An 18,314-nucleotide genomic window follows, 5' to 3' on the forward strand; every position below is an offset into this window, starting at 1 on the left:
ATCCACCAGCCGCGCCACGCACTCGCTCGCCCCCACACCGCTGCCCCCGGTCCGCTCCGTCAGCAGCTGCGCCGATTGCATCAGCGTCGAAAAGTCCGTGCTCGTCAGCCGCGGCACGTACCGCTCCTGCAGCTCGGCCGGGCCGAACATGCGCAGTACTCGCGCCGCCGAGTCCGTCATCGAAATCGGGCAGAATAGCCCGAACTCGGACTGCACAAAGACATAACTGAGCGCGAACTTCACCACGTGCGGCACACGCCCCGGCCACCCCAGCACCCCATCCCGGTGCGACATCGCCGCAAACCCGAAGCGCGAAAACCCCAGCTTTTGCATCTCCACGAACGCCGGGTGGTAGACAATCTCGTCCACCCTTCGGCCCAGCGCGTCGTGCGTCCGCAGCACCGGCGGGTTTGCATCGGCGATCGCCGCCAGCTCGTCCAGTTCCGAACCGGCGCACCGGCCCACCTCCTCCAGCAGCGGCAGCGCCCGTTCGGCATCGCCAGACGAGGCGTACGCCCGCAGCGCCCGCGCAAGGTTGGGGTCCGCCGTGAAGAAGTTCATGCCGCGCGTCACCGGCATCGCCGCGTTCGAAGGTACGGTTCCCGTCGTCATGGACGGATAATACCCCGGTGACTCCTTCCCCCGCCGACCTCTTTCGCCAAACCTTCGCTGCAGAACCCGCCGTCGTCACGGCTGCCCCCGGCCGCGTCAACCTCATCGGCGAGCACACCGATTACAGTGCCCTCCCGGTCCTGCCGTTCGCCATCGACCGCCGCACCGCTGTCGCAGCCGCTCCCCTCGACGCGCCCCGTATCGAGGCCGTCTCCGAGGCGTTCCCCGTCCCTGCCTCCTTCAGGCCCGGCACGCCTCCCGCCGAACTGCTCGAGCCCTGGCACCGCTACCTCGCGGCTGCGGTCTCGCTGCTGGAGCCTCCGCCCGGCGCCGGCGCCCGGCTGGCCATCACCAGCCAGCTTCCCCCCGCCAGCGGCCTGAGTTCTTCGAGCGCGCTCATGGTTGCCCTCGTCGCCGCGCTCAACGCCGCCTGGGGCCTCGCGCTCACGCCCGAGGCCATCGCCGACCTCGCGGCCCGCACCGAGCGCCTCGCCGGGGCAGAGACCGGCGGCATGGACCAGCAGGTCATCGCCTTCGCCCGCGCCGGCCATCTCCTCCGCATCGATTTCCTGCCCCCGGCGCGCCGCCACATCCCGGTGCCGCCGGGCTGGGCCTTCGTGGTCGCCTCGTCCGGTCAGCCCGCGCCCAAGGGCGGCGCCGCCCGCGAGGCCTACAACCAGCGCGTCGTCGGCACCCGGGTCGCCGCCGCGCTCCTCGCCGATATGCTCGGCGTCGGGCTCGAGGGCACGCCACTGCTCGGCCACGTCGCCGGCATCGATGCCGCCCCCGTCCTCGTCGAGGAGCTCCCCGAACGCGCCGCGCCCCGGGGCATCGCCCGCTCACTCGGCATCCCCCTCGAATGGCTCACCGCGCTCTCCTCCGGGGCCGCGCTCGACCCCGATGCGCCGGTCCCCGTCCGCCCCTTTGCCCGCCACGTCCTGTCCGAGGCCGACCGCGTCGATGCCGCCTGCCGGGCCGTCGAGTCCGCCGACCTCGCGGCGCTCGGCCGCCTGCTCGATGCCTCCCACGCCTCCCTCCGCGATGACTACCGCTGCAGCACCCCCGCGCTCGATGCAGTCGTCGCGGCCCTGCGCAAGGCCGGTGCGGCCGGTGCCCGACTCACCGGCGCGGGCTTCGGCGGGTTTGCGGTCGCCGCCTGTGAAAGCGGCCGGGAGTCCGCCCTGGTCGAAGCCGCCATCGCCGCCGCCGGCGGCCCCGCCTTCCCCGTGACCCCCTCCGATGGGGCCCTGCTCGAATGACCGCCCGCCAGGCCGTCATCCTCGCCGCGGGCCGCGGCACGCGTCTCGGGCCGCTTACCCTCGACCGCCCCAAGCCCCTTCTCGAGGTCGGCGGCCGTCCGCTCCTTCTGCACATCCTCGATGCCCTCGCCGGGGCCGGCATCGAACGCTGCACCATCGTCGTCGGCCACCTCGGCGACCTCGTCGAGCGCGAGGTCGCGGCCGCCGGCGTCCCGCTCTCCCTCGCCTTCGCCCGCCAGGAGGCGCTCGATGGCACCGCCCGCGCGCTCGCGGTCGCCCGGCCGCTGCTCCAGCCCGGCCCCTTCCTCGTCACCTGGAGCGATGTCTACCTTGAGCCCGCCGCCTTCGCGTCCCTGCTTGCCGCCGCGCGTCTCCCGGCCCTCGGCGCCCTGCTCGTCAACCCGGTCGATGACCCCTGGGCGGGCGCTGCGGTCTACGTGGATGGCGACATGCGCATCACCCGCATCGTCGAAAAGCCCCCGCCCGGCACCTCGACGACGCCCTGGAACAACGCGGGCCCCGCCCTGCTCGACGCATGGGTCTGGCCCTTCATCGAGGCCCTCCAACCTTCCCCGCGCGGCGAGTACGAGCTTCCCCGCGCCCTGGCCGCCGCGGTCGAGGCCGGCGTGTCCCTGGCAGCAGTCCCGGTCGCCGGTCCCTGGTTCGATATCGGCACACCGGAATCGCTCGAAGCGGCCCGCCGCTACGCCGAAGCCCGCCGGCGCGGTAAGGTTCGCCCATGAACCGCCTTCCCTGGGACCTCTGGCTCGCCCCCGCCGGTCTGCCCGAAGGCCTCGAGCTCGAAACCGCCTACGACCCGGCCTCCGGCGAGTTGGCCCTGACCGTTCGCAACGTTGGGCCTGCACCGGCCTCGCCCCGCGATATCCGCCTCGCCGCCGCCGGCGAAACTCCCGCCGCCGAAGGCTGGGTCTGGCTCCACGGCCGCTACATGCAAATGGATGCCCTCGTCCGCAACTTCGGCGCGCCCGCCCCCGAGGGCTACGACGGCCGCTTCGCCCGCCCCGGTGAGGACCACATCTGTTACGTCAGCCGCGAAGTGGCTGCCCTGGTGCTCCCCTACCACCCCGCCCCGGCCCTCCTTGCCGGCTGCCTCCAGCCCGACCGCTACTTTTTCGACATCGAATTCACCCTTGATAGGGACGAGGCAACCCTCCGCGAGATCGCCCTGGTGTACGACCTCGACGGGGTCGTCCTGAGCCCGGGCGAACAGCTCAGCCTGCCCCCCGTGCTCCTCGTCGAGGGGCACGACCCCGTCGCGATGGTCGAAGAGTACGCGGACCGCGTGGCCGCCCGCCTCCGCGCCCGGGTCCCGGACCTCGTCCCGACCGGCTGGTGCAGCTGGTACTTTTTCTACAACCGCGTCTCCGAGGCCGACGTCCTCGCCAACCTCGAGGCCATGGTCCGCGAGCGCCACCCCGCCGAGTACGTGCAGATCGACGACGGCTATCAGTCCCACACCGGCGACTGGCTGACCCCCAACGAAAAGTTCCCCTCGGGCATGGCCGCCCTTGCCGCCCGCATCCGCGAAGCCGGCTATCGCCCCGGCATCTGGCTCGCTCCGTTCGTGCTTCACGAGGACTCCGCCGCCCTTCGCGACCACCCCCAGATGGTGCTCCGCACGCCGGAGGGCGACATCCTCTTCGTCCAGACCTGGCTCGGGCGCTGCGCGGTCCTCGATTGCACCCACCCCGCGGCCGAGAGCTGGCTGCGCAACGTCATCCGCACCGTCGTCCGCGAGTGGGGCTACGACTACCTCAAGCTCGACGCCTGCACCTACGCTGCCCGGCCCGCCTCGACCGTTCGCTACCACCGTCCCGGGACCACCGCCGCGATGAACCTCCGCCGCGGCCTCGAAATCATCCGCGAAGAGGCCGGCGATTCCACCTTCCTCCTCGGTTGCACCTGCCACTTCGGCCCGGCCATTGGGCTCGTCGACGCCATGCGCGTCGGCCCCGACGTCAAAGAGACCTGGGCCGATGGGCCCAACCCCTCCGTGCGCCACGCGATGCGGCTCACCCTCCAGCGCAACTGGATGCACCGCCGCTGGTGGGTGAACGACCCCGACTGCCTCATCGTCCGCGACAACAACACCGATCTCACCGAAGCCGAAGTGCGCTTCCTCGCCACCAGCGTCGCCCTCTCCGGCGGCATGGTCGTGGCGAGCGACGACCTCCCCGCGCTCAGCCCCGCCCGTCGTGAGCTGGCGCTCGCCCTCTTCCCGCCCGCCGGCGTGGCCGCACGACCGCTCGAGCCCGGCGATGGCCCGGTCCCCCGCGCCTGGCGGGCTGATCTCGGCGACGGCCGCGCCCTCGTCGGCATCCTCAACTGGTCGGATGAGCCCCTCTGGGTGCCCTGGAGCGAAATCCTCCGTCCCGGCGAGGTCGCGTTCGACCTCTGGAACCGCCGGCCGCTGCCCATGGGCGACGTCTACCTCCGCCCCCACGAAGGCACGCTCTGGCAGGTCTACGCCCCCGCACGCACGCCCCGCCTGGTCGGCGATTCCGGGCACATCACCTCCGCTGGCCTCTACCAGCGCCAGGTCAGCGGCCGGCTGCAGCTCCGCAACGACCGCGCGTACCCCCGCAGGGTGGCCGTCCAGCACAGGGGCTATACCCGTGTCGAAGTCCTCCAGCCCGGCGAGATGCGCTGGTTCGATTAACCGCCGTACTTCACCCCGAGCTCATCGAGCGTGAGAATCTTCGCCTCGCGCTTCAGCACCGCGTGCGTCACTTCGCCCACCACGCAGCTGTGGTCGCCGAGGTCGACCTCCCCCACCACCTTCCCCTCCACGTAGCCCGGGGCCGCCGCGATGATCGGGGCGCCTGTTTGGTCGGTCTCCGTCGCCTGGCCGTTGATCGTGCTCCCCTCGACGGTCGTCGGCTTGAAAAACGCGTAGGCGATATCGCCCTGCCCGCTCTCCAGGAACGAGAGCGCGAACTGCCCCGACTGCTTCAGCAGCGCATACGCCCCGCTATCCTTCTTCACCCCCATCGCCACCAGCGGCGGCTGGAACGAGGTCTGCGTCACCCAGTTGATGGCTGCCGCCGAGACCTGGTCCCCCGCGCGCACCCCGAGCACGTACAGCCCGTAGGGAATCATCCGCAGCAGCGTTTTCTTGGCGGCCTGGGCCTGCTCGTCCATCCAGTCATCCCTCCGTGGGTGGTTTCCCGTATCCTACCCAACCGCGAACGCCCCGCGCCCGGAGGTCCCATGCCGCCGCTCTCTCGCGCCGAACGCGATGCCTTCCTCCAGCAGCCTGGCATCCTCTGCCGGATTGCCACCGTCGACCCCTCAGGAGCCCCGCACGTCACGCCGGTCTGGTTCATCCACGAGGACGGCGCCATCTTCATCACCCCGCGCGCCGGCTCCGCGTGGCTCGCCAATATCCGAACCAACCCCCGCGTCGCCCTGGCCATCGACGACCAGAACCACCCCTACCGGAAGGTCACTATCCAGGGCACGGCCGAGATCACCCACGAACCCGGCGAGGATGACGCCTGGCGCGACCTCTACCGTCGTATCGCTCGCCGCTATGTGCCCTCCGAGGCCGCCGACCGCTACATTGCCGAGACCATCGACCAGCCCCGCGCCCTCATCCGCGTCCCCCTCCATGGCGCCGTCGTCCGCACCTGGCGCATGCCCATCGAGGGCGAACCGTACCGCGGCATCTGGCACGACCGGTACTACGCCCCGGGCACGAAGCTCTCGGCTTCCCCCGGGAACCAGCGATAGCGGCGCAGGTCCAGCCGACCATCCTCGCTGAACTCAACGCCCTCCGCCTCCAGCAGCGAACGCTGCCAGTCCGCCGCCTCGCCCCGCCCCCGCAGGCTGATCCCGCCCTGCGCATTCACCACCCGCCACCATGGCACATCCGTTTCCCCGGGCAGGAAATGCAGCGCGTAGCCCACGGCCCGCGCCGCCGCCGGCGCCCCCAGCTCCAGCGCCACCTGCCCGTACGTCATCACCCGACCCGGCGGAATCCGCCGAACAAGCCCATACACCGCGCCGTAGAACGTCGCGCTGCCTTCCCGTGTACGCGCCATCGGCCTCACCGTATCATCCCACGCACCATGTCGAACCCCCCGCCCGTGGCCGCCCTCGCCGGCATCCGTGTCATCTCGCTCGGCCAGATCCTCGCCGCGCCGTTCTGCTCCACCCTCCTCGCCGAATTTGGCGCCGAAGTGATCAAGGTCGAACCTCCCCGGACCGGCGATGCCAACCGCGGCAACGTCTCCTTCGCCCAGGACAACCGCGGCCAAAAGTCCGCCACCCTCGACGTCACCCGCCCCGAAGGCCGCTACCTCTTCCGCCGGCTCGTCGACACCGCCGACATCCTCGTCGAAAACAACCGCCCCGGCGCCCTCGAACGCTGGGGCCTCGCCCCGGATACGCTGCGTGAGACGAACCCCGGCCTCGTCGTCGTCCGCATCTCCGGCTACGGACAGGACGGCCCCTACCGCGATCGCTCCGCCTTCGACCGCGTCGCGCTCGCCTTTGCCGGCATCACGGCGGTCACCGGCTATCCCGACCGACCGCCTGTTCGCCCCGGCTACTTCGTCGCCGATTACGGCGCCGGCATCTTCGCCGCCTTCGGCGCCCTCGCCGCGCTCCGCGCCCGCGAGCTCACCGGCCGGGGCCAGGACGTCGATGTCGCCCTCTATGAAGCCGTCTGGCGGATGAGCGGCACCCACGCCGCCAACTACTCCCTCACCGGCCGCGACCGCCAGCGATCGGGCAACTACTACCCCGGCGTCGTCCCGGCGGAGCAGTTCGAAACCGCGGACGGCCGCTACCTCGTCATCAACGCCACCACCCGGCGCGCATTCGAAAACCTCTGCCGCGCCATCGGCCAGCCCAAACTCATCACCGACCCGCGCTTCACCCCGCGCGCGAACCTGCTCGCCAACCACGAAGCCATTCACGCCATCATCCGCGACTGGGCGGCTGCCCACACGCTCGAACAGGCCCAGGCCGCGCTCGATGCCCACGGCGTTCCCGCCTCACCGGTCTACAACACCAGCGACATCGTCGCCGACCCCCATTACCACGCCCGCTGCCAGCTGGTCACCGTCGAGACGCACGAGTTCGGCCCCGTCCTTCAGCCGGGCGTGGTCCCACGCCTCACCGCCACCCCGGGCGAAGTCCCCGGCCCTGCGCCCCGGCTCGGCGAACATAACCGCGAGGTGTACTGCGGCCTGCTCGGCCTTGCGCCCGCCGAGCTCGAAGAGCTGGCGGCCCGGGGCATCATCTAACGCATCGCCGGGCAACAAAAACCGCCGCCACCCGGAGGAATGGTGGCGGCGGCGAACTGCTGCCGGCCGGCGGGAGAGGTCGCCGCCGGCATGGACAGGCTCCCCTCAGGCAGCCGATGCCATCGCGCGGTGCTCTTCGTTGGTGATGAAATCACCGTCGGCGAGCCAGTTCTTGAACAGCTTCTCCGCTCCGCAGACCTTGCACACCCCGCGGCTCGTCGGGCCGTTCGGCTCCTCGATCCGCCAGCGGTGGAAATGATCCATCTCGGGAGCCTTGGTCGTCTCGATCGTGGCTTCTGCCATGTGGTTGGACCCCCTTCCAGTGGTTGACTCGGAAACTGCCACCCGGCTACGCTAGTTTTCAGTGACCTCTGTCACTATCGTTTCGGTAGCAGCACCCGTGGCAAAATCATAGCACCTGCCGCTATCATGTCAATAGCCACAGCGCTAGCCGTTCGAAGCGGCTTAACACTATCAAAACCGGAGCACCAGCCCCATGGCCCAGCGCGCTGACTCCGATACCGCTCGTTCCTACAACCTCCCCTGCCTGATCGCCCAGACCCTCGATATCCTCGGCGACCGCTGGACCCTCCTCATCATCCGCGACCTGATGACCGGGCTCACCCGCTACAACGATATCCTCGAGTCCTGCGCCGGCATGTCCCCCAATGTCCTCTCCGACCGGCTCCGCCGCCTCGAAGCCCACGGCATCGTCGAACGGCACTACTTCAAGGCCCTCCCGCCGCGCGTCGAATACACCCTCACCGAGAAAGGCTGGGAAGTTCGCCCCATCCTCCTCGCCCTCCTCCATTGGGGCCGCCGCCACGTCGAGCCCATCCTCGAAGAACACGTCGGCAACCGCGTCTCCCACGATTTCGTCGCCCGCGTCATCCCCGCCTTCTCGTTTCACCCCGAGCGCGCCAACGGCCTGCAGGCCCGCATGACCCTCGAAATCCAGGACTCCCCCGACTGCAACACCTGGACCTTCGATATCCACGACGGCCACCTCCACCCGCGCCGCAACGGCGCCCCCGATGCCGACGTCCACCTCAAGACCGATACCGCCGGCTTCTTCAAGTTCATCCGCGGCCAGGCCCGCGCCGAAGAAGTCGGTCAGCTCACGGGCTCCCCCGAACTCGCGGCAGCCATCCAGGCCTGCTTCCGAACCGCCGACCCCGAACTCGAGAACTGACGCGAGGAGGCGACATGCTCAAGCCCGGCACCCCTGCCCCCGATTTCACCGCCACCCTCGATGACGGCACGCCGTTCTCCCTCGCCGAACAGCGCTGCAAGAAGCACGTGGTCCTCTACTTCTACCCGAAGGACTTCACCCCCGGCTGCACCGCCCAGGCCTGCTCCTTCCGCGATAACTACGGCGCCATCGCCGCCTACGACGCCATCATCATCGGCGTCTCCGGCGACTCCACCGATTCCCACCAGTCCTTCCGGGAGCGGCATCAGCTCCCCTTCCCGCTCATCCCCGACCCCGACGGCCGCCTGCGCGCCCTCTACGACGCCAAAGGCTGGATCCCCTGGATGCAGCCCCGCGTTACCTACGTCATCGATAAAGACGGCATCATCCGTGCGGCCCTCCGGCACGACCTGCGCGTGACCGCGCACGTCCCCGAGGTGCTCGAAGCCCTCCAGCAGATCACCGGTCAGCAGCCCGCGAAGGCCTGAGCCCCTACCGCTTCCGGGCAATTGCGGCCCGCGCCGCCGCTGCCAGCCGGTCCGGCGTCAGCCCGAAATACACCAGCAGCTCATCCCACTTCCCGCTCGTGCCGTAGCGGTCCACGCCCACGAACTCCACCGGCACCGGCACCGTCTCCGCGAGCACCCGCGCGACCGCCGTGCCGAGCCCGCCCGTCGTCTGGTGATCCTCCGCGGTCACGATGGCGCCGGTTTCGCGCGCCGCCGCGATCACCGCCTCCCGGTCGATCGGCTTGATCGTCGCCATGTCGAGCACCCGCGCGGAAACACCCTCGTTCGCCAGCAGCTCAGCCGCATCCAGGGCAGCCTTCACCATCACCCCGCAGGCGATCAGCGTCACATCGGAGCCCGGCCGGAGCTGCACCGCCTTCCCCAGCTCGAAGCGGTAGTCGCTCCCGTACACCGCCGGCACCTTTGGGCGCCCGGTACGCACGTACGCCGGCCGATTCGTCTTCCCCACCGCGACAATCGCCTGCTTCGCCGACTCGAAATCCGCCGGGACCACCACATCGAACGGGATCAGCGAGGTCACCAGCGCGAGGTCCTCAATCGCCTGCGCGCTCATCCCATCCTCGCCGACGGTTACCCCGCCGTGGCTGGCCACACACTTCACATTCAGCCCGCCCCGCGGCTGGGCCACCGACGTCCGCAGCTGGTCGAAGCACCGCCCCGGCAGGAAGGCCGCGAAACTCGCGATGAACGCCGTCTTTCCCGCTGCCGCCAGCCCGGCCGCAATCCCGACCATGTTCTGCTCGGCCACGCCCACCGTCAGCCACCGGTCCGGGTACTTCTCCCCGAACTGGTACCCCATCGTCGAAACCGAGAGGTCCGCGTCGATCGCCACCACGTCCACCCCGGCCTCCACCAGCTCCATCAGCGCGAACGGGTACGCTTCGCGTGTCGCCGCCGCGACCCCTGCCTGCGTCATCGCAGACCCTCCGCGATCTCCTGCAGCGCCTGCTCCAGCTGCTCCCGCGTGGGCGCCTTCCCGTGGAACCCCGGGTTGTTCTCCATAAACGAAACGCCCTTCCCCTTCACCGTGTGCGCCACCACCACCCGCGGCCGCTCGTCGGGGCGTTCCGCCTCGCTGAGCGCGGCATCCACCGCCGCCATATCGTGCCCGTCGCACTCGATCACTTTCCAGCCGAAGCCGGCGAACATCTCCCTCGGGTGCGTCCGCATGATCCGGTCGGCGAAGCCGTCGTTCTGGATGCCATTCCGGTCCACCAGCGCGATGACCCGGTCGCCCAGCCCGAAATGCGGCACCGCCATCGCGGCCTCCCACACCTGCCCTTCGTTCAGCTCGCCGTCGCCGAGCATCACCCAGCAGCGGAAGTCCCGGCCCTCGAGCCGCCCGGCCAGCGCATGCCCAATCGCGAACGACAGTCCCTGCCCCAGCGAGCCTCCCGACATCTCGATGCCCGGCGCCGCCTGCATCGAGGGGTGCCCCTGCAGCGGGCTGCCCAGCTTCCGGAAGCCCGACAGCAGCTCGGCCCCGAAGAAGCCGCGCTCCGCCAGCACCGCGTAGTAGAACGGGGTGGCGTGCCCCTTCGAAAGGATGAAGCGGTCCCGGTCGGGGTCCGCGGGATTCGCCGGGTCGATGCGCAGGTGGTTCCAGTACAGCGCCACGCCCAGCTCTACCGCCGACAGCGAACCGCCCGGGTGCCCGCTCTGCGCCTCGAACACCATCCGCACGATGTGCGCCCGCACGCGCTTCGCCACGTCGCGTAGCGTATCGACCGAAACCGGGGCAACCGTCGCAGGCATCGCCGCTCAGAATACGGCCTCGCCTCCCAACACGAAACGCGCCCATCCGCTAGACTCCGCCCGTGTTCGAGCAGCGCGAACAGGTCAACCGCCTCATGCTCCGCGCCCGCGACGCCATCGACCGCGATTACTACCGCCCGCTGGATATCCCCTCACTCGCCCGCATCGCCTGCACCTCCGAGGCCCACTTCATCCGCAGCTTCAAGCGCGCCTTCGGCGAGACCCCGCACCACTACCTCAAGCGCCGGAGAATCGAGCGCGCCATGCACCTCCTCCGCTCATCAACCCTCCCCGTCACCGAGGTCTGTGCCATGGTCGGCTTCGAGAGCCTCGGCCCCTTCAGCACCGCCTTCCGCGCGCTCGTCGGTTGCTCGCCGACCGAGTTCCGGCGCCACGCCACGCCGCTCCCCGTGCCCGGCTGCTTCATGCGCCGCTGGGCCGGCCCCGCCTGAGCAATTTTGAAGAAGCGGCCGCACCGGCGGTGCCCTACACTCCGGCCATGTTCACTCGCGTTGCCATCTCCCAGATCTATGTCCTCGACCAGGACGTCGCCCTCGACTTCTACGTCAACAAGCTCGGCCTCGAAAAGCGCACCGATATCGACCTCGGCGTCATGCGCTGGCTCACCGTCGGCGTCCCCGGCGACCCCCGCGAAATCTTCCTGGAGAAGCCTGGCGGTCCCATGATGGACGCGGCCACCGAGGCCCAGGTCCGCGACCTGCTCACCAAAGGCGCCGCGGGCGGCTTCCTCATCTTCCACACCGATGACTGCCGCGCGACCTACGAGACGCTCGTCGCGCGCGGCGTCGAGATGACGCAGGAGCCGATGCAGCAGGACTGGGGCATCGATGCCGCCGGCCGCGACCCCTTCGGCAACAACTTCCGCTTCACCCAGCCCTACGCCTGAGGCCGCATCCTGGCCGCCCCGCCGGTACAATCGCCCGCATGCACCGCCAGCACCGCATGTACGGGCTCTGGCCGAGCCCCATCACTCCCTCCGCCCTCGCCGTCTCGCTGCGCCTGGCCGAGCCCGCCTGGGATACCGACGGCCGCACCCTCGCCTGGGTCGAAGGTCGCTCCGACCGCGGCGTCATCGTCGCCCAGCACGAGGGCGAACCTGCCACCCGCGACCTGACCCCCGACCTCTCCGTCCGCGCCTTCATCGGCTACGGCGGCGGCGATTTCACCATCTCCCGGGGCACCCTCTACTTCGTCGGCCAGGCCGACCAGCGCATCTACCGGCAGGATCTCGCCGGCGGCCGCCCCCGCCCCATCACGCCGGCGTTCGGCGCTGCCTCGACTCCCACCGTCTCGCCCGATGGGCGCTGGCTCGCCTACGTCCATTCCGTTGACGACGTCGACTGCATCGCCGTGGTCGATACCGAGGGCCGGAACTGGCCGCGCCGGCTGGCGACAGGCCGCGACTTCTACATGCAGCCCGCCTGGCACCCCTCCGGCCGCCAGCTCGCCTGGATCGAATGGGATCACCCCAGCATGCCCTGGGATGCTACCGATCTCCGCCTCGCTGACCTCGATACCTCCGGCGAACTCCCGGCCGTGGCCTCCAGCCGCATCATCGCCGGCGGCCCTGAAACCAGCATCTTCCAGCCCGCCTTCAGCCCCGACGGCGCCGCCCTCTACTTCGTCTCCGACGAAACCGGCTGGGGCCACCTCTACCGATACGACCTCTCCACCGGCGCGCTTCGCCAGCTCACCAGCGGCGAGGCCGAGCACGGCACCCCTGCCTGGATGCACGGCATGCGCACCTTTGCCGTCCTCGATTCCGGCACCGTCATCGCCGTCAGCTCCCGCGCCGGCTTCCACGCCCTTGTCGCCGTCGACCCCGATGGCGCCGTCCGCGATCTCGCCCACCTCCACCCGGGCTACACCGCGCTCGCCAACCCCGCGGCGCGGCCCGGCAGCGCCCAGGTCGCGCTCGTCGCCAGCGGCGGGCAGCAGCCGCCTCGCGTTATCGTGGTCGATACCGCCGACCCCTTCCCCGCCCCCTCGGTCCGCCGCCGCGCCGACGCCGAAATCGTCCCGCCGTCGGCTCTCTCCGCGCCGCAGCCCGTCACCTGGACCAGCTTCGACGGCGAGCCCGCACACGGCCTCTACTACCCTCCCGCCAGCGAGGGCTTCCAGTCCGAGGGCGCGCCGCCCCTCATCGTCCTCGTCCACGGCGGCCCCACCAGCCAGGCGATCGCCAGCTGGAACTCCCAGGCCCAGTATTTCGCCACCCGGGGCTACGCCGTTCTCATTCCCAACTACCGCGGCTCAACCGGCTACGGCCGGGCCTACATGCTCAAGCTCCGCCACAACTGGGGCATCTACGACGTCCAGGATGCCCGCACCGGCGCCGAAGACCTCGCCCGTCGCGGCCTCGCCGACCCGACCCGCCTCGTCATCATGGGAGGCAGCGCCGGCGGTTTCACCGTCCTCCAGTCCCTGGTCGAACACCCCGGCTTCTACAGGGCCGCCATCTGCATGTTCGGCGTCGCCAACCAGTTCACCCTCGCCGCCGATACTCACAAGTTCGAAGCCCGCTACCTCGATTCCCTCCTCGGACCGTTGCCCGAGGCGGCAGCCATCTACCGCGAACGCTCGCCGATCTTCCACGCCGACCGCATCCGCGACCCCATCGCCGTCTTCCAGGGCGAGATTGACCGTGTCGTCCCCCGCGAACAGAGCGACACGATCGTCGCCTCGCTTCGCGCCCGCGGCGTCCCCCACGAGTATCACGTCTATCCCGGCGAAGGCCACGGCTGGCGCAAGTCCGAAACCATCGAGCACTTCTACCGCGCCGTCGAATCGTTCCTCAAGACCCACGTCCTCTACGCCTGAACCGACCATCGACACAACCCCATTGCCCTTCCACAATTTCACCCATGCAGGATTGCCTCTTCTGCCGCATGTCCCGGGGCGAAGTCCCCGTCACCCGCATCGCCGAGAACGCCCACGCCTTCGCCATCCGCGATATCAACCCCCGCGCGCCGGTTCACGCCCTCATCATCCCGAAGACCCACATCGATAACGCCCGCGAGATCGAATGGAGCCACGCCGAGCTCCTCGCCGGCATGTTCATCCTCGCCCGCGATGTCGCCCGCGTCGAAGGCGTTTGGGAGGCCGGCTACCGCCTCGCATTCAACGTCGGCGATGCCGCCGGCATGACCATCCACCACCTCCACCTCCACCTCCTCGGCGGCAGGCACCTCGGCCCCGAGGGGTGAATGCGCCGGCCCCGACCCCGCGCATGACCTCCATCCGCAGCCAGGTCGAAACCGTCCGGGCCCTCTACGACCACCTCCCCGCCGGGCTCCTCCGCCACGTCCAGCGCGTCGTCGACGAAGCTCGCGACCTCGCCCGACGCTGGGACCTCGACCCCGACCGCGTCGAACTCGCCGCCTGGGGGCACGACCTCTACCGCGCCCATCCCCCCGCCGAGCAGCTCCGCCTCGCCGCCGAGGCCGGTCTCCCAATCACCGAAGCCGACCGCCTCGAACCGGTGCTGCTCCACGGCCCCATCGCCGCCCACGTCCTTCGCCATCGCTTCGGCATCACCGACGACGAAGCCCTCGCCGCCATCCGCGACCACACCCTCGGCGCGCCCGAGATGCCCCTCATCGCCAAGGTCATCCTGCTCGCCGATAAATTCGAACCCCGCAAGCGCCGCCGCGACCCGGTCCTGCGCCACGTTCGCCGGCTCGCCCGCCGCGACCTCGATACCGCCCTCCTTTGCTGGGCCGACTGGAAATGGGTCGAAGAGCGCACCCGCGGCTGGGCCAGCCACCCCGCGCACTGGCAGGCGCGGCTCCGCTGGGTCGAAGAGCATCATCGCGCCCTTGCGCTCCCGCCGATCGAGCCCCTCCAGCCCGAAGATCGCCCGGCCTGACCGCTTCACCCAAAATCAGGGAATTCCCCCCAACGTTCACGGGTTCGTCGCCGCCGAATCGGTGACTCCCCGATGCGGAGCCGTCCCGCCCCTCGCTACCTTCGGCCTACCACCAACCGGAGGACGTCATGGGGACTCTCGAGGCCTCCCCGCTCGGGCCCTTCATCCAGCGCTGGAACCAGCTCCCACGCACCCGGCAGCTCATGCTCGCGGGTGTCGCGGTCGGCGCCCTCGTCCTCCTCTGGGTCCTTTTCCTCTCCTCCAGCAGCCCGCGGATGGTAACCGCCTACTCCGGTCTCGCCCCCGAGGACTCCGCCGCCATCGCCGATGAGCTCGAATCCCTCGGCATCCCGTACGAACTCGGCGGCGGCGGCTCCTCGATCGCGGTCCCCGCCAACAAGGTCGCCGAGGTCCGCATCAAGCTCGCCCAGGCCGGCCTCCCTTCCGGCGGCGCCGTCGGCCTCGAAATCTTCGACAAGACCAACTTCGGGGCCACCGATTTCGTCCAGCAGGTCAACTTCCGCCGCGGCCTCGAAGGCGAACTCGCGCGCTCCATCAACACCCTCGATGCCGTCAAGGCGTCCCGCGTCCACATCTCCATCCCCAAAGAAGCCCTCTTCAAAGAAGACCAGCACCAGGCAACGGCCTCCGTCCTCCTCCAGCTCAGGCCCGGCGCCCGCCTCACCGACGAGCAGGTCAAGGGCATCACCAACCTCGTCGCCAACTCCGTCGAAGGCCTCACCGAGAAGGGCATCACCATCATCGACGACTCCGGCCGCGTACTCTTCGATGGCGCCACCTTCGGCGGGGCGTTCTCTGCCGGCGCGACCGCCTCCCAGCTCGAACTCCAGCGCCAGTACGAAGTCGCCCTCCAGCGCGATGTCGCCGACGTCCTCTCCCGCATCGTCGGCCCCGGGCGCAGCGCCGTCACCATCCGCGCCAGCCTCAACTTCGACCAGGTCTCCACCACCAAAGACGAATTCGGCACCCCCGAGCAGGCCGTGCCGCGCTCCCAGTCCACCGTCGAGGAAACCTTCACCGGCACCAACCTCAACGTCGGCAACGTCCCCGGTACCGGTGCGAACGGAGGCACCGGCGGCGGCGCGAACACCACCGCCAACGGCAACTCCCAATACACCCGCACCGAGACGACCACCAACAACGAGGTCCCGCGCACCAGCTCAACCACCATCCAGGCGCCCGGCAAGCTTGAGCGGCTGTCCGTCTCCGTGGTTCTCGATGAGAGCGTCTCCGCCGCCCAGGAGGCCGCCATCACCAGCGCGGTCGCCGCCGCCGTCGGCCTCGACCAGACCCGCGGCGATATCCTCAGCGTCACCCGCCTCCCGTTCGACGAATCGGCCATCACCGACCTCATCGGCGAATCCCCCAACGGCCTGGCCGTCTACTTCCAGTACCTCCGGCTGCTCATCCCCATCCTCGCCGTCATCCTCGCCTTCATCCTGGTCATGCTGCTCCTTCGCTCGCTCTCGAAGCGCCAGCTCCGCCTGCCGGCGCCGGTTACCCCGCAGGCGCTGCCGGCCGGTGCAGCCGCAGCCCTCGCCGCCCTGCCCACGCCGCCCCAGGAGGAGCTCCCCTCGCTCCAGACGCCCTCCGACCCCCACGAAGAGCGGGTCCTCCGCCTCGCCGAGGCCAACCCGCGCGCCGTCGCCGACGTCATTCAAACCTGGATGCGAGAAGACTAGCCGCCTATGGTCGCCAGGGACGAAAAGCTCAAGGGTCGCCGGAAAGCCGCAGCGCTCCTCATCACCATCGGCAAGGAGCGCTCCGCAGAGGTCCTGCGCCACCTCTCCGATGAGGACATCGAGCGTATCACCTGGGAGATCACCGCCCTCGGCGAACTCCTCCCCGAGCAGCGCAAGGAAGTCATCGAGGAGTTCGAAGAAGCCGCCGTGGCCCGCAACGTCATCTCCCTCGGCGGCCTCGAGTACGCCGAAGACCTCCTCCGCCTCGCCCTCGGCGAAGAAAAAGCCGCCGAGCTCATCGACCGGCTCTCCGCCACCTCCCCCACCGTCCCCTTCGGCTTCCTCCGCCACCTCAACGTTCAACAGCTCGTCAACTTCCTCGCGACCGAGCACCCCCAGACCATCGCCCTCCTCACCTCCTTCCTCCAGCCGGACAAGGCCGCCCAGGTCCTCGCCGGCCTCGAACCGGAACTCTCTGCCGAAGTCGCCCAGCGCATCGCCCTGATGGACCGCGCCAACCCTGAAATCGTCAACGAAGTCGAAGCCGTCCTCCGGCGGAAACTCTCCGCAGTCCTGCAGCCCACCCGCCAGGCGCAGAGCGTCGGCGGCATCGAAGTCCTCGTCCAGATCCTCAAGCAATCGTCCCGCATGACAGAGAAAACCATCATCGAGGCCCTCGAAGAGAACGAGCCCGAGCTCGCCGAGCAGATCAAGAAGCGCATGTTCGTCTTCGAAAACATCGCGACCCTCGATGACCGCTCCATCCAGCGCATCCTCCGCGAAGTCGAAGTCCGCGACCTCGCGCTCGCGCTCAAGGCCACCTCCGATGCCGTCAAAGAATGCATCCTCCGCAACATGTCCACGCGCGCCGCCCAGATGCTGCGCGAGGACATGGAAGCCTCCGGCCCCGTCCGCCTGCGCCAGGTCGAAGAAGCCCAGCAGCGCATCGTCGAAGTCATCCGCCGGCTCGATGAAGCCGAGGAAATCGTGATTGCCCGCGGAGGCGATGATGAGCTCGTCGGCTAGGCCGCCCCGCGTTATCCGCTCCGCCCCCGCCGCCCCCGCCGAGGTCTTCGTGGTCGGGAGCTCCCGGCCCGCAGTCCCCATCGATGCCCCGATTGCGACCGCCGCCGAGGTCATCGCCGCCGCCGAAGCCCGCGCCCAAGAACTCCTCCGTGCTGCCCGGGCAGAGGCCGAGTCCATCCGCGCCGCCGCCGACGCGCTGGCCGAGGAGGCCCGCCGCCAGGGGTTCGAAGCCGGGCGCCAGGAAGGCCTTCAGGCCGCCCAAGCCGAGGCCGCCGGCCTGCTCGCCCTCGTCCGCGCCGCCGCCGCCGAGGCCGCCGCCGCCCGTGAGCAGATCATCCGCTCCTCCGCCGATGCCCTCACCGAGGCCCTGCTCCTCGCTCTCCGCCGCATCGTCGGCCAGGCCTACGCCGCCGACCCCGGCCTCACCGCCCTCGCCGTCTCCGAAGCCGTCCGTGCCGCCGCCGGCCAGGAGATCCTCTCCATCCGTGTCAACCCGGGGGTCGAAGCCGAAGTCACGGCAGCCCTCGGCGACCTCGGCGCCTACGTTCGCCCAGACGACGCCGTGGCCATTGGCGGCTGCCTGGTCGACCTCCGCCACGGCACCATCGATGCCGCCCTCGATACCCGCCTCGACCTCGCCGAAGCAGCCATCAGGGCCGCAGGGGGCGCGCCATGACCTCCGCCCACCTTGATGCCCTCGTCCGCGCCATCGCGGGCGCCGGCCTCCATCGCCGGGCCGGGACGGTGCTCCACTCCGGCCCCGAAACGGTCGTCGCCGCCGGCATCAACCTCCAGGCTGGCGAAATCGCCCTCGTCGAAGACCCGGCCGGCCGGCCGCTCGCCGCCGAGGCCGCCGGCGCCGTCAACGGCCTCGCCCACCTCGCCCTCCTCGACCGCGGCACCGTCCCCCCTGGCAGCCGCGTGACCGCAGAGGGTACCCCGGCCCTCGCCCCGGTCGGCCGCGCCCTGCTTGGCCGCATCCTCGACGGCCTCGGCCGACCCATCGATGGCGGACCGCCGCCGGCCCCCGTCCGCCGCGTGCCCGCCGCCGCCGAACCGCCCCACCCCCTCGACC

Annotated in this window: 20 protein-coding genes and 2 pseudogenes; 16 read left to right on the plus strand and 6 right to left on the minus strand. The window is 70.1% G+C overall.

Annotated elements, in window-relative coordinates:
• Nucleotides 1-612, minus strand: a pseudogene (locus VAE46_RS01005) (DNA alkylation response protein); the annotation flags it as partial.
• A 17-nt stretch (nt 613-629) separates the two neighbouring features.
• Here VAE46_RS01005 and VAE46_RS01010 point away from each other — a divergent pair.
• The 3 genes from VAE46_RS01010 to VAE46_RS01020 are packed head-to-tail and all read left to right on the plus strand — an operon-like array spanning nt 630 to nt 4,551.
• Complete coding sequence (locus VAE46_RS01010) at nt 630-1,871, plus strand: galactokinase (RefSeq protein ID WP_322795041.1); 1,242 nt, start codon at nt 630-632, stop codon at nt 1,869-1,871.
• Nucleotides 1,868-2,614 carry a nucleotidyltransferase family protein gene (locus tag VAE46_RS01015; RefSeq protein WP_322795042.1) on the plus strand — a complete coding sequence of 249 codons (747 nt, stop codon included), beginning with the start codon at nt 1,868-1,870 and terminating at the stop codon, nt 2,612-2,614. The genes VAE46_RS01010 and VAE46_RS01015 overlap by 4 nt, the downstream gene beginning before the upstream one ends.
• Complete coding sequence (locus VAE46_RS01020) at nt 2,611-4,551, plus strand: glycoside hydrolase family 36 protein (RefSeq protein WP_322795043.1); 1,941 nt, start codon at nt 2,611-2,613, stop codon at nt 4,549-4,551. Before VAE46_RS01015 ends, VAE46_RS01020 begins: the two co-directional genes overlap by 4 nt.
• Here the strand turns inward: VAE46_RS01020 and VAE46_RS01025 are convergent.
• A complete protein-coding gene (locus VAE46_RS01025; protein ID WP_322795044.1) occupies nt 4,548-5,033 on the minus strand; it encodes a flavin reductase family protein in 486 nt (161 codons plus the stop codon). The two genes, VAE46_RS01020 and VAE46_RS01025, sit on opposite strands and share 4 nt — an antisense overlap.
• A gap of 69 nt (nt 5,034-5,102) precedes the next feature.
• Here VAE46_RS01025 and VAE46_RS01030 point away from each other — a divergent pair, with 69 nt between their 5' ends.
• On the plus strand, nt 5,103-5,624 hold the full coding sequence (locus tag VAE46_RS01030; RefSeq protein WP_322795045.1) for a TIGR03618 family F420-dependent PPOX class oxidoreductase: 522 nt from the start codon (nt 5,103-5,105) through the stop codon (nt 5,622-5,624).
• Here the strand turns inward: VAE46_RS01030 and VAE46_RS01035 are convergent.
• Nucleotides 5,576-5,935: an MGMT family protein gene (locus VAE46_RS01035; RefSeq protein WP_322795046.1), complete on the minus strand. Its 360-nt coding sequence runs from the start codon at nt 5,933-5,935 to the stop codon at nt 5,576-5,578. The genes VAE46_RS01030 and VAE46_RS01035 overlap by 49 nt on opposite strands.
• Nucleotides 5,936-5,962: 27 nt before the next feature.
• On the opposite strand from VAE46_RS01035, the gene VAE46_RS01040 reads away from it, so the two are divergent.
• Nucleotides 5,963-7,144, plus strand: a complete 1,182-nt coding sequence (locus tag VAE46_RS01040; RefSeq protein WP_322795047.1) for a CoA transferase — start codon at nt 5,963-5,965, stop codon at nt 7,142-7,144.
• Between the two features lie 105 nt (nt 7,145-7,249).
• On the opposite strand, the gene VAE46_RS01045 is transcribed toward VAE46_RS01040, so the two are convergent.
• Nucleotides 7,250-7,447, minus strand: coding sequence for a hypothetical protein (locus tag VAE46_RS01045; protein WP_322795048.1), 198 nt, complete (start codon nt 7,445-7,447; stop codon nt 7,250-7,252).
• Nucleotides 7,448-7,640: 193 nt separating this feature from the next.
• Here VAE46_RS01045 and VAE46_RS01050 point away from each other — a divergent pair, with 193 nt between their 5' ends.
• Together VAE46_RS01050 and VAE46_RS01055 are read left to right on the plus strand one after the other, a co-directional pair.
• On the plus strand, nt 7,641-8,336 hold the full coding sequence (locus VAE46_RS01050) for a helix-turn-helix domain-containing protein (protein WP_322795049.1): 696 nt from the start codon (nt 7,641-7,643) through the stop codon (nt 8,334-8,336).
• A 14-nt stretch (nt 8,337-8,350) separates the two neighbouring features.
• On the plus strand, nt 8,351-8,824 hold the full coding sequence (locus VAE46_RS01055; RefSeq protein ID WP_322795050.1) for a peroxiredoxin: 474 nt from the start codon (nt 8,351-8,353) through the stop codon (nt 8,822-8,824).
• 4 nt (nt 8,825-8,828) lie between these two features.
• Here VAE46_RS01055 and VAE46_RS01060 read toward each other — a convergent pair whose 3' ends face one another.
• A complete protein-coding gene (locus tag VAE46_RS01060; protein WP_322795051.1) occupies nt 8,829-9,782 on the minus strand; it encodes a transketolase family protein in 954 nt (317 codons plus the stop codon).
• Nucleotides 9,779-10,621, minus strand: coding sequence for a transketolase (locus VAE46_RS01065; RefSeq protein WP_322795052.1), 843 nt, complete (start codon nt 10,619-10,621; stop codon nt 9,779-9,781). Before VAE46_RS01065 ends, VAE46_RS01060 begins: the two co-directional genes overlap by 4 nt.
• A 62-nt stretch (nt 10,622-10,683) precedes the next feature.
• Here VAE46_RS01065 and VAE46_RS01070 point away from each other — a divergent pair, with 62 nt between their 5' ends.
• The 9 genes and pseudogenes from VAE46_RS01070 to VAE46_RS01110 all read left to right on the plus strand — a co-directional run.
• Nucleotides 10,684-11,073 (plus strand): AraC family transcriptional regulator, encoded by a 390-nt coding sequence (locus VAE46_RS01070; protein ID WP_322795053.1) that lies wholly within the window; start codon nt 10,684-10,686, stop codon nt 11,071-11,073.
• Nucleotides 11,074-11,120: 47 nt separating this feature from the next.
• Nucleotides 11,121-11,528, plus strand: coding sequence for a VOC family protein (locus VAE46_RS01075; protein ID WP_322795054.1), 408 nt, complete (start codon nt 11,121-11,123; stop codon nt 11,526-11,528).
• A gap of 38 nt (nt 11,529-11,566) precedes the next feature.
• Nucleotides 11,567-13,462, plus strand: a complete 1,896-nt coding sequence (locus VAE46_RS01080; RefSeq protein ID WP_322795055.1) for a S9 family peptidase — start codon at nt 11,567-11,569, stop codon at nt 13,460-13,462.
• A gap of 44 nt (nt 13,463-13,506) precedes the next feature.
• The gene (locus VAE46_RS01085; protein WP_322795056.1) at nt 13,507-13,848 is read left to right on the plus strand and encodes an HIT domain-containing protein; all 342 of its coding nucleotides are present in this window, start codon (nt 13,507-13,509) and stop codon (nt 13,846-13,848) included.
• 23 nt (nt 13,849-13,871) lie between these two features.
• Entirely contained in the window at nt 13,872-14,510 is a 639-nt protein-coding gene (gene yqeK / locus VAE46_RS01090) for a bis(5'-nucleosyl)-tetraphosphatase (symmetrical) YqeK (protein WP_322795057.1), read from the plus strand.
• Nucleotides 14,511-14,638: 128 nt separating this feature from the next.
• The gene (fliF, locus tag VAE46_RS01095; protein WP_322795058.1) at nt 14,639-16,213 is read left to right on the plus strand and encodes a flagellar basal-body MS-ring/collar protein FliF; all 1,575 of its coding nucleotides are present in this window, start codon (nt 14,639-14,641) and stop codon (nt 16,211-16,213) included.
• Nucleotides 16,214-16,219: 6 nt separating this feature from the next.
• Entirely contained in the window at nt 16,220-17,239 is a 1,020-nt protein-coding gene (gene fliG / locus VAE46_RS01100) for a flagellar motor switch protein FliG (protein WP_322795059.1), read from the plus strand.
• Nucleotides 17,220-17,915, plus strand: coding sequence for a FliH/SctL family protein (locus tag VAE46_RS01105; protein WP_322795060.1), 696 nt, complete (start codon nt 17,220-17,222; stop codon nt 17,913-17,915). The genes fliG and VAE46_RS01105 overlap by 20 nt, the downstream gene beginning before the upstream one ends.
• Nucleotides 17,912-18,314: pseudogene (locus VAE46_RS01110) on the plus strand (hypothetical protein); the annotation flags it as partial. The gene VAE46_RS01105 and the pseudogene VAE46_RS01110, both read left to right, overlap by 4 nt.

This window comes from Tepidiforma sp., from assembly GCF_034433535.1.
Classification (GTDB): domain Bacteria; phylum Chloroflexota; class Dehalococcoidia; order Tepidiformales; family Tepidiformaceae; genus Tepidiforma.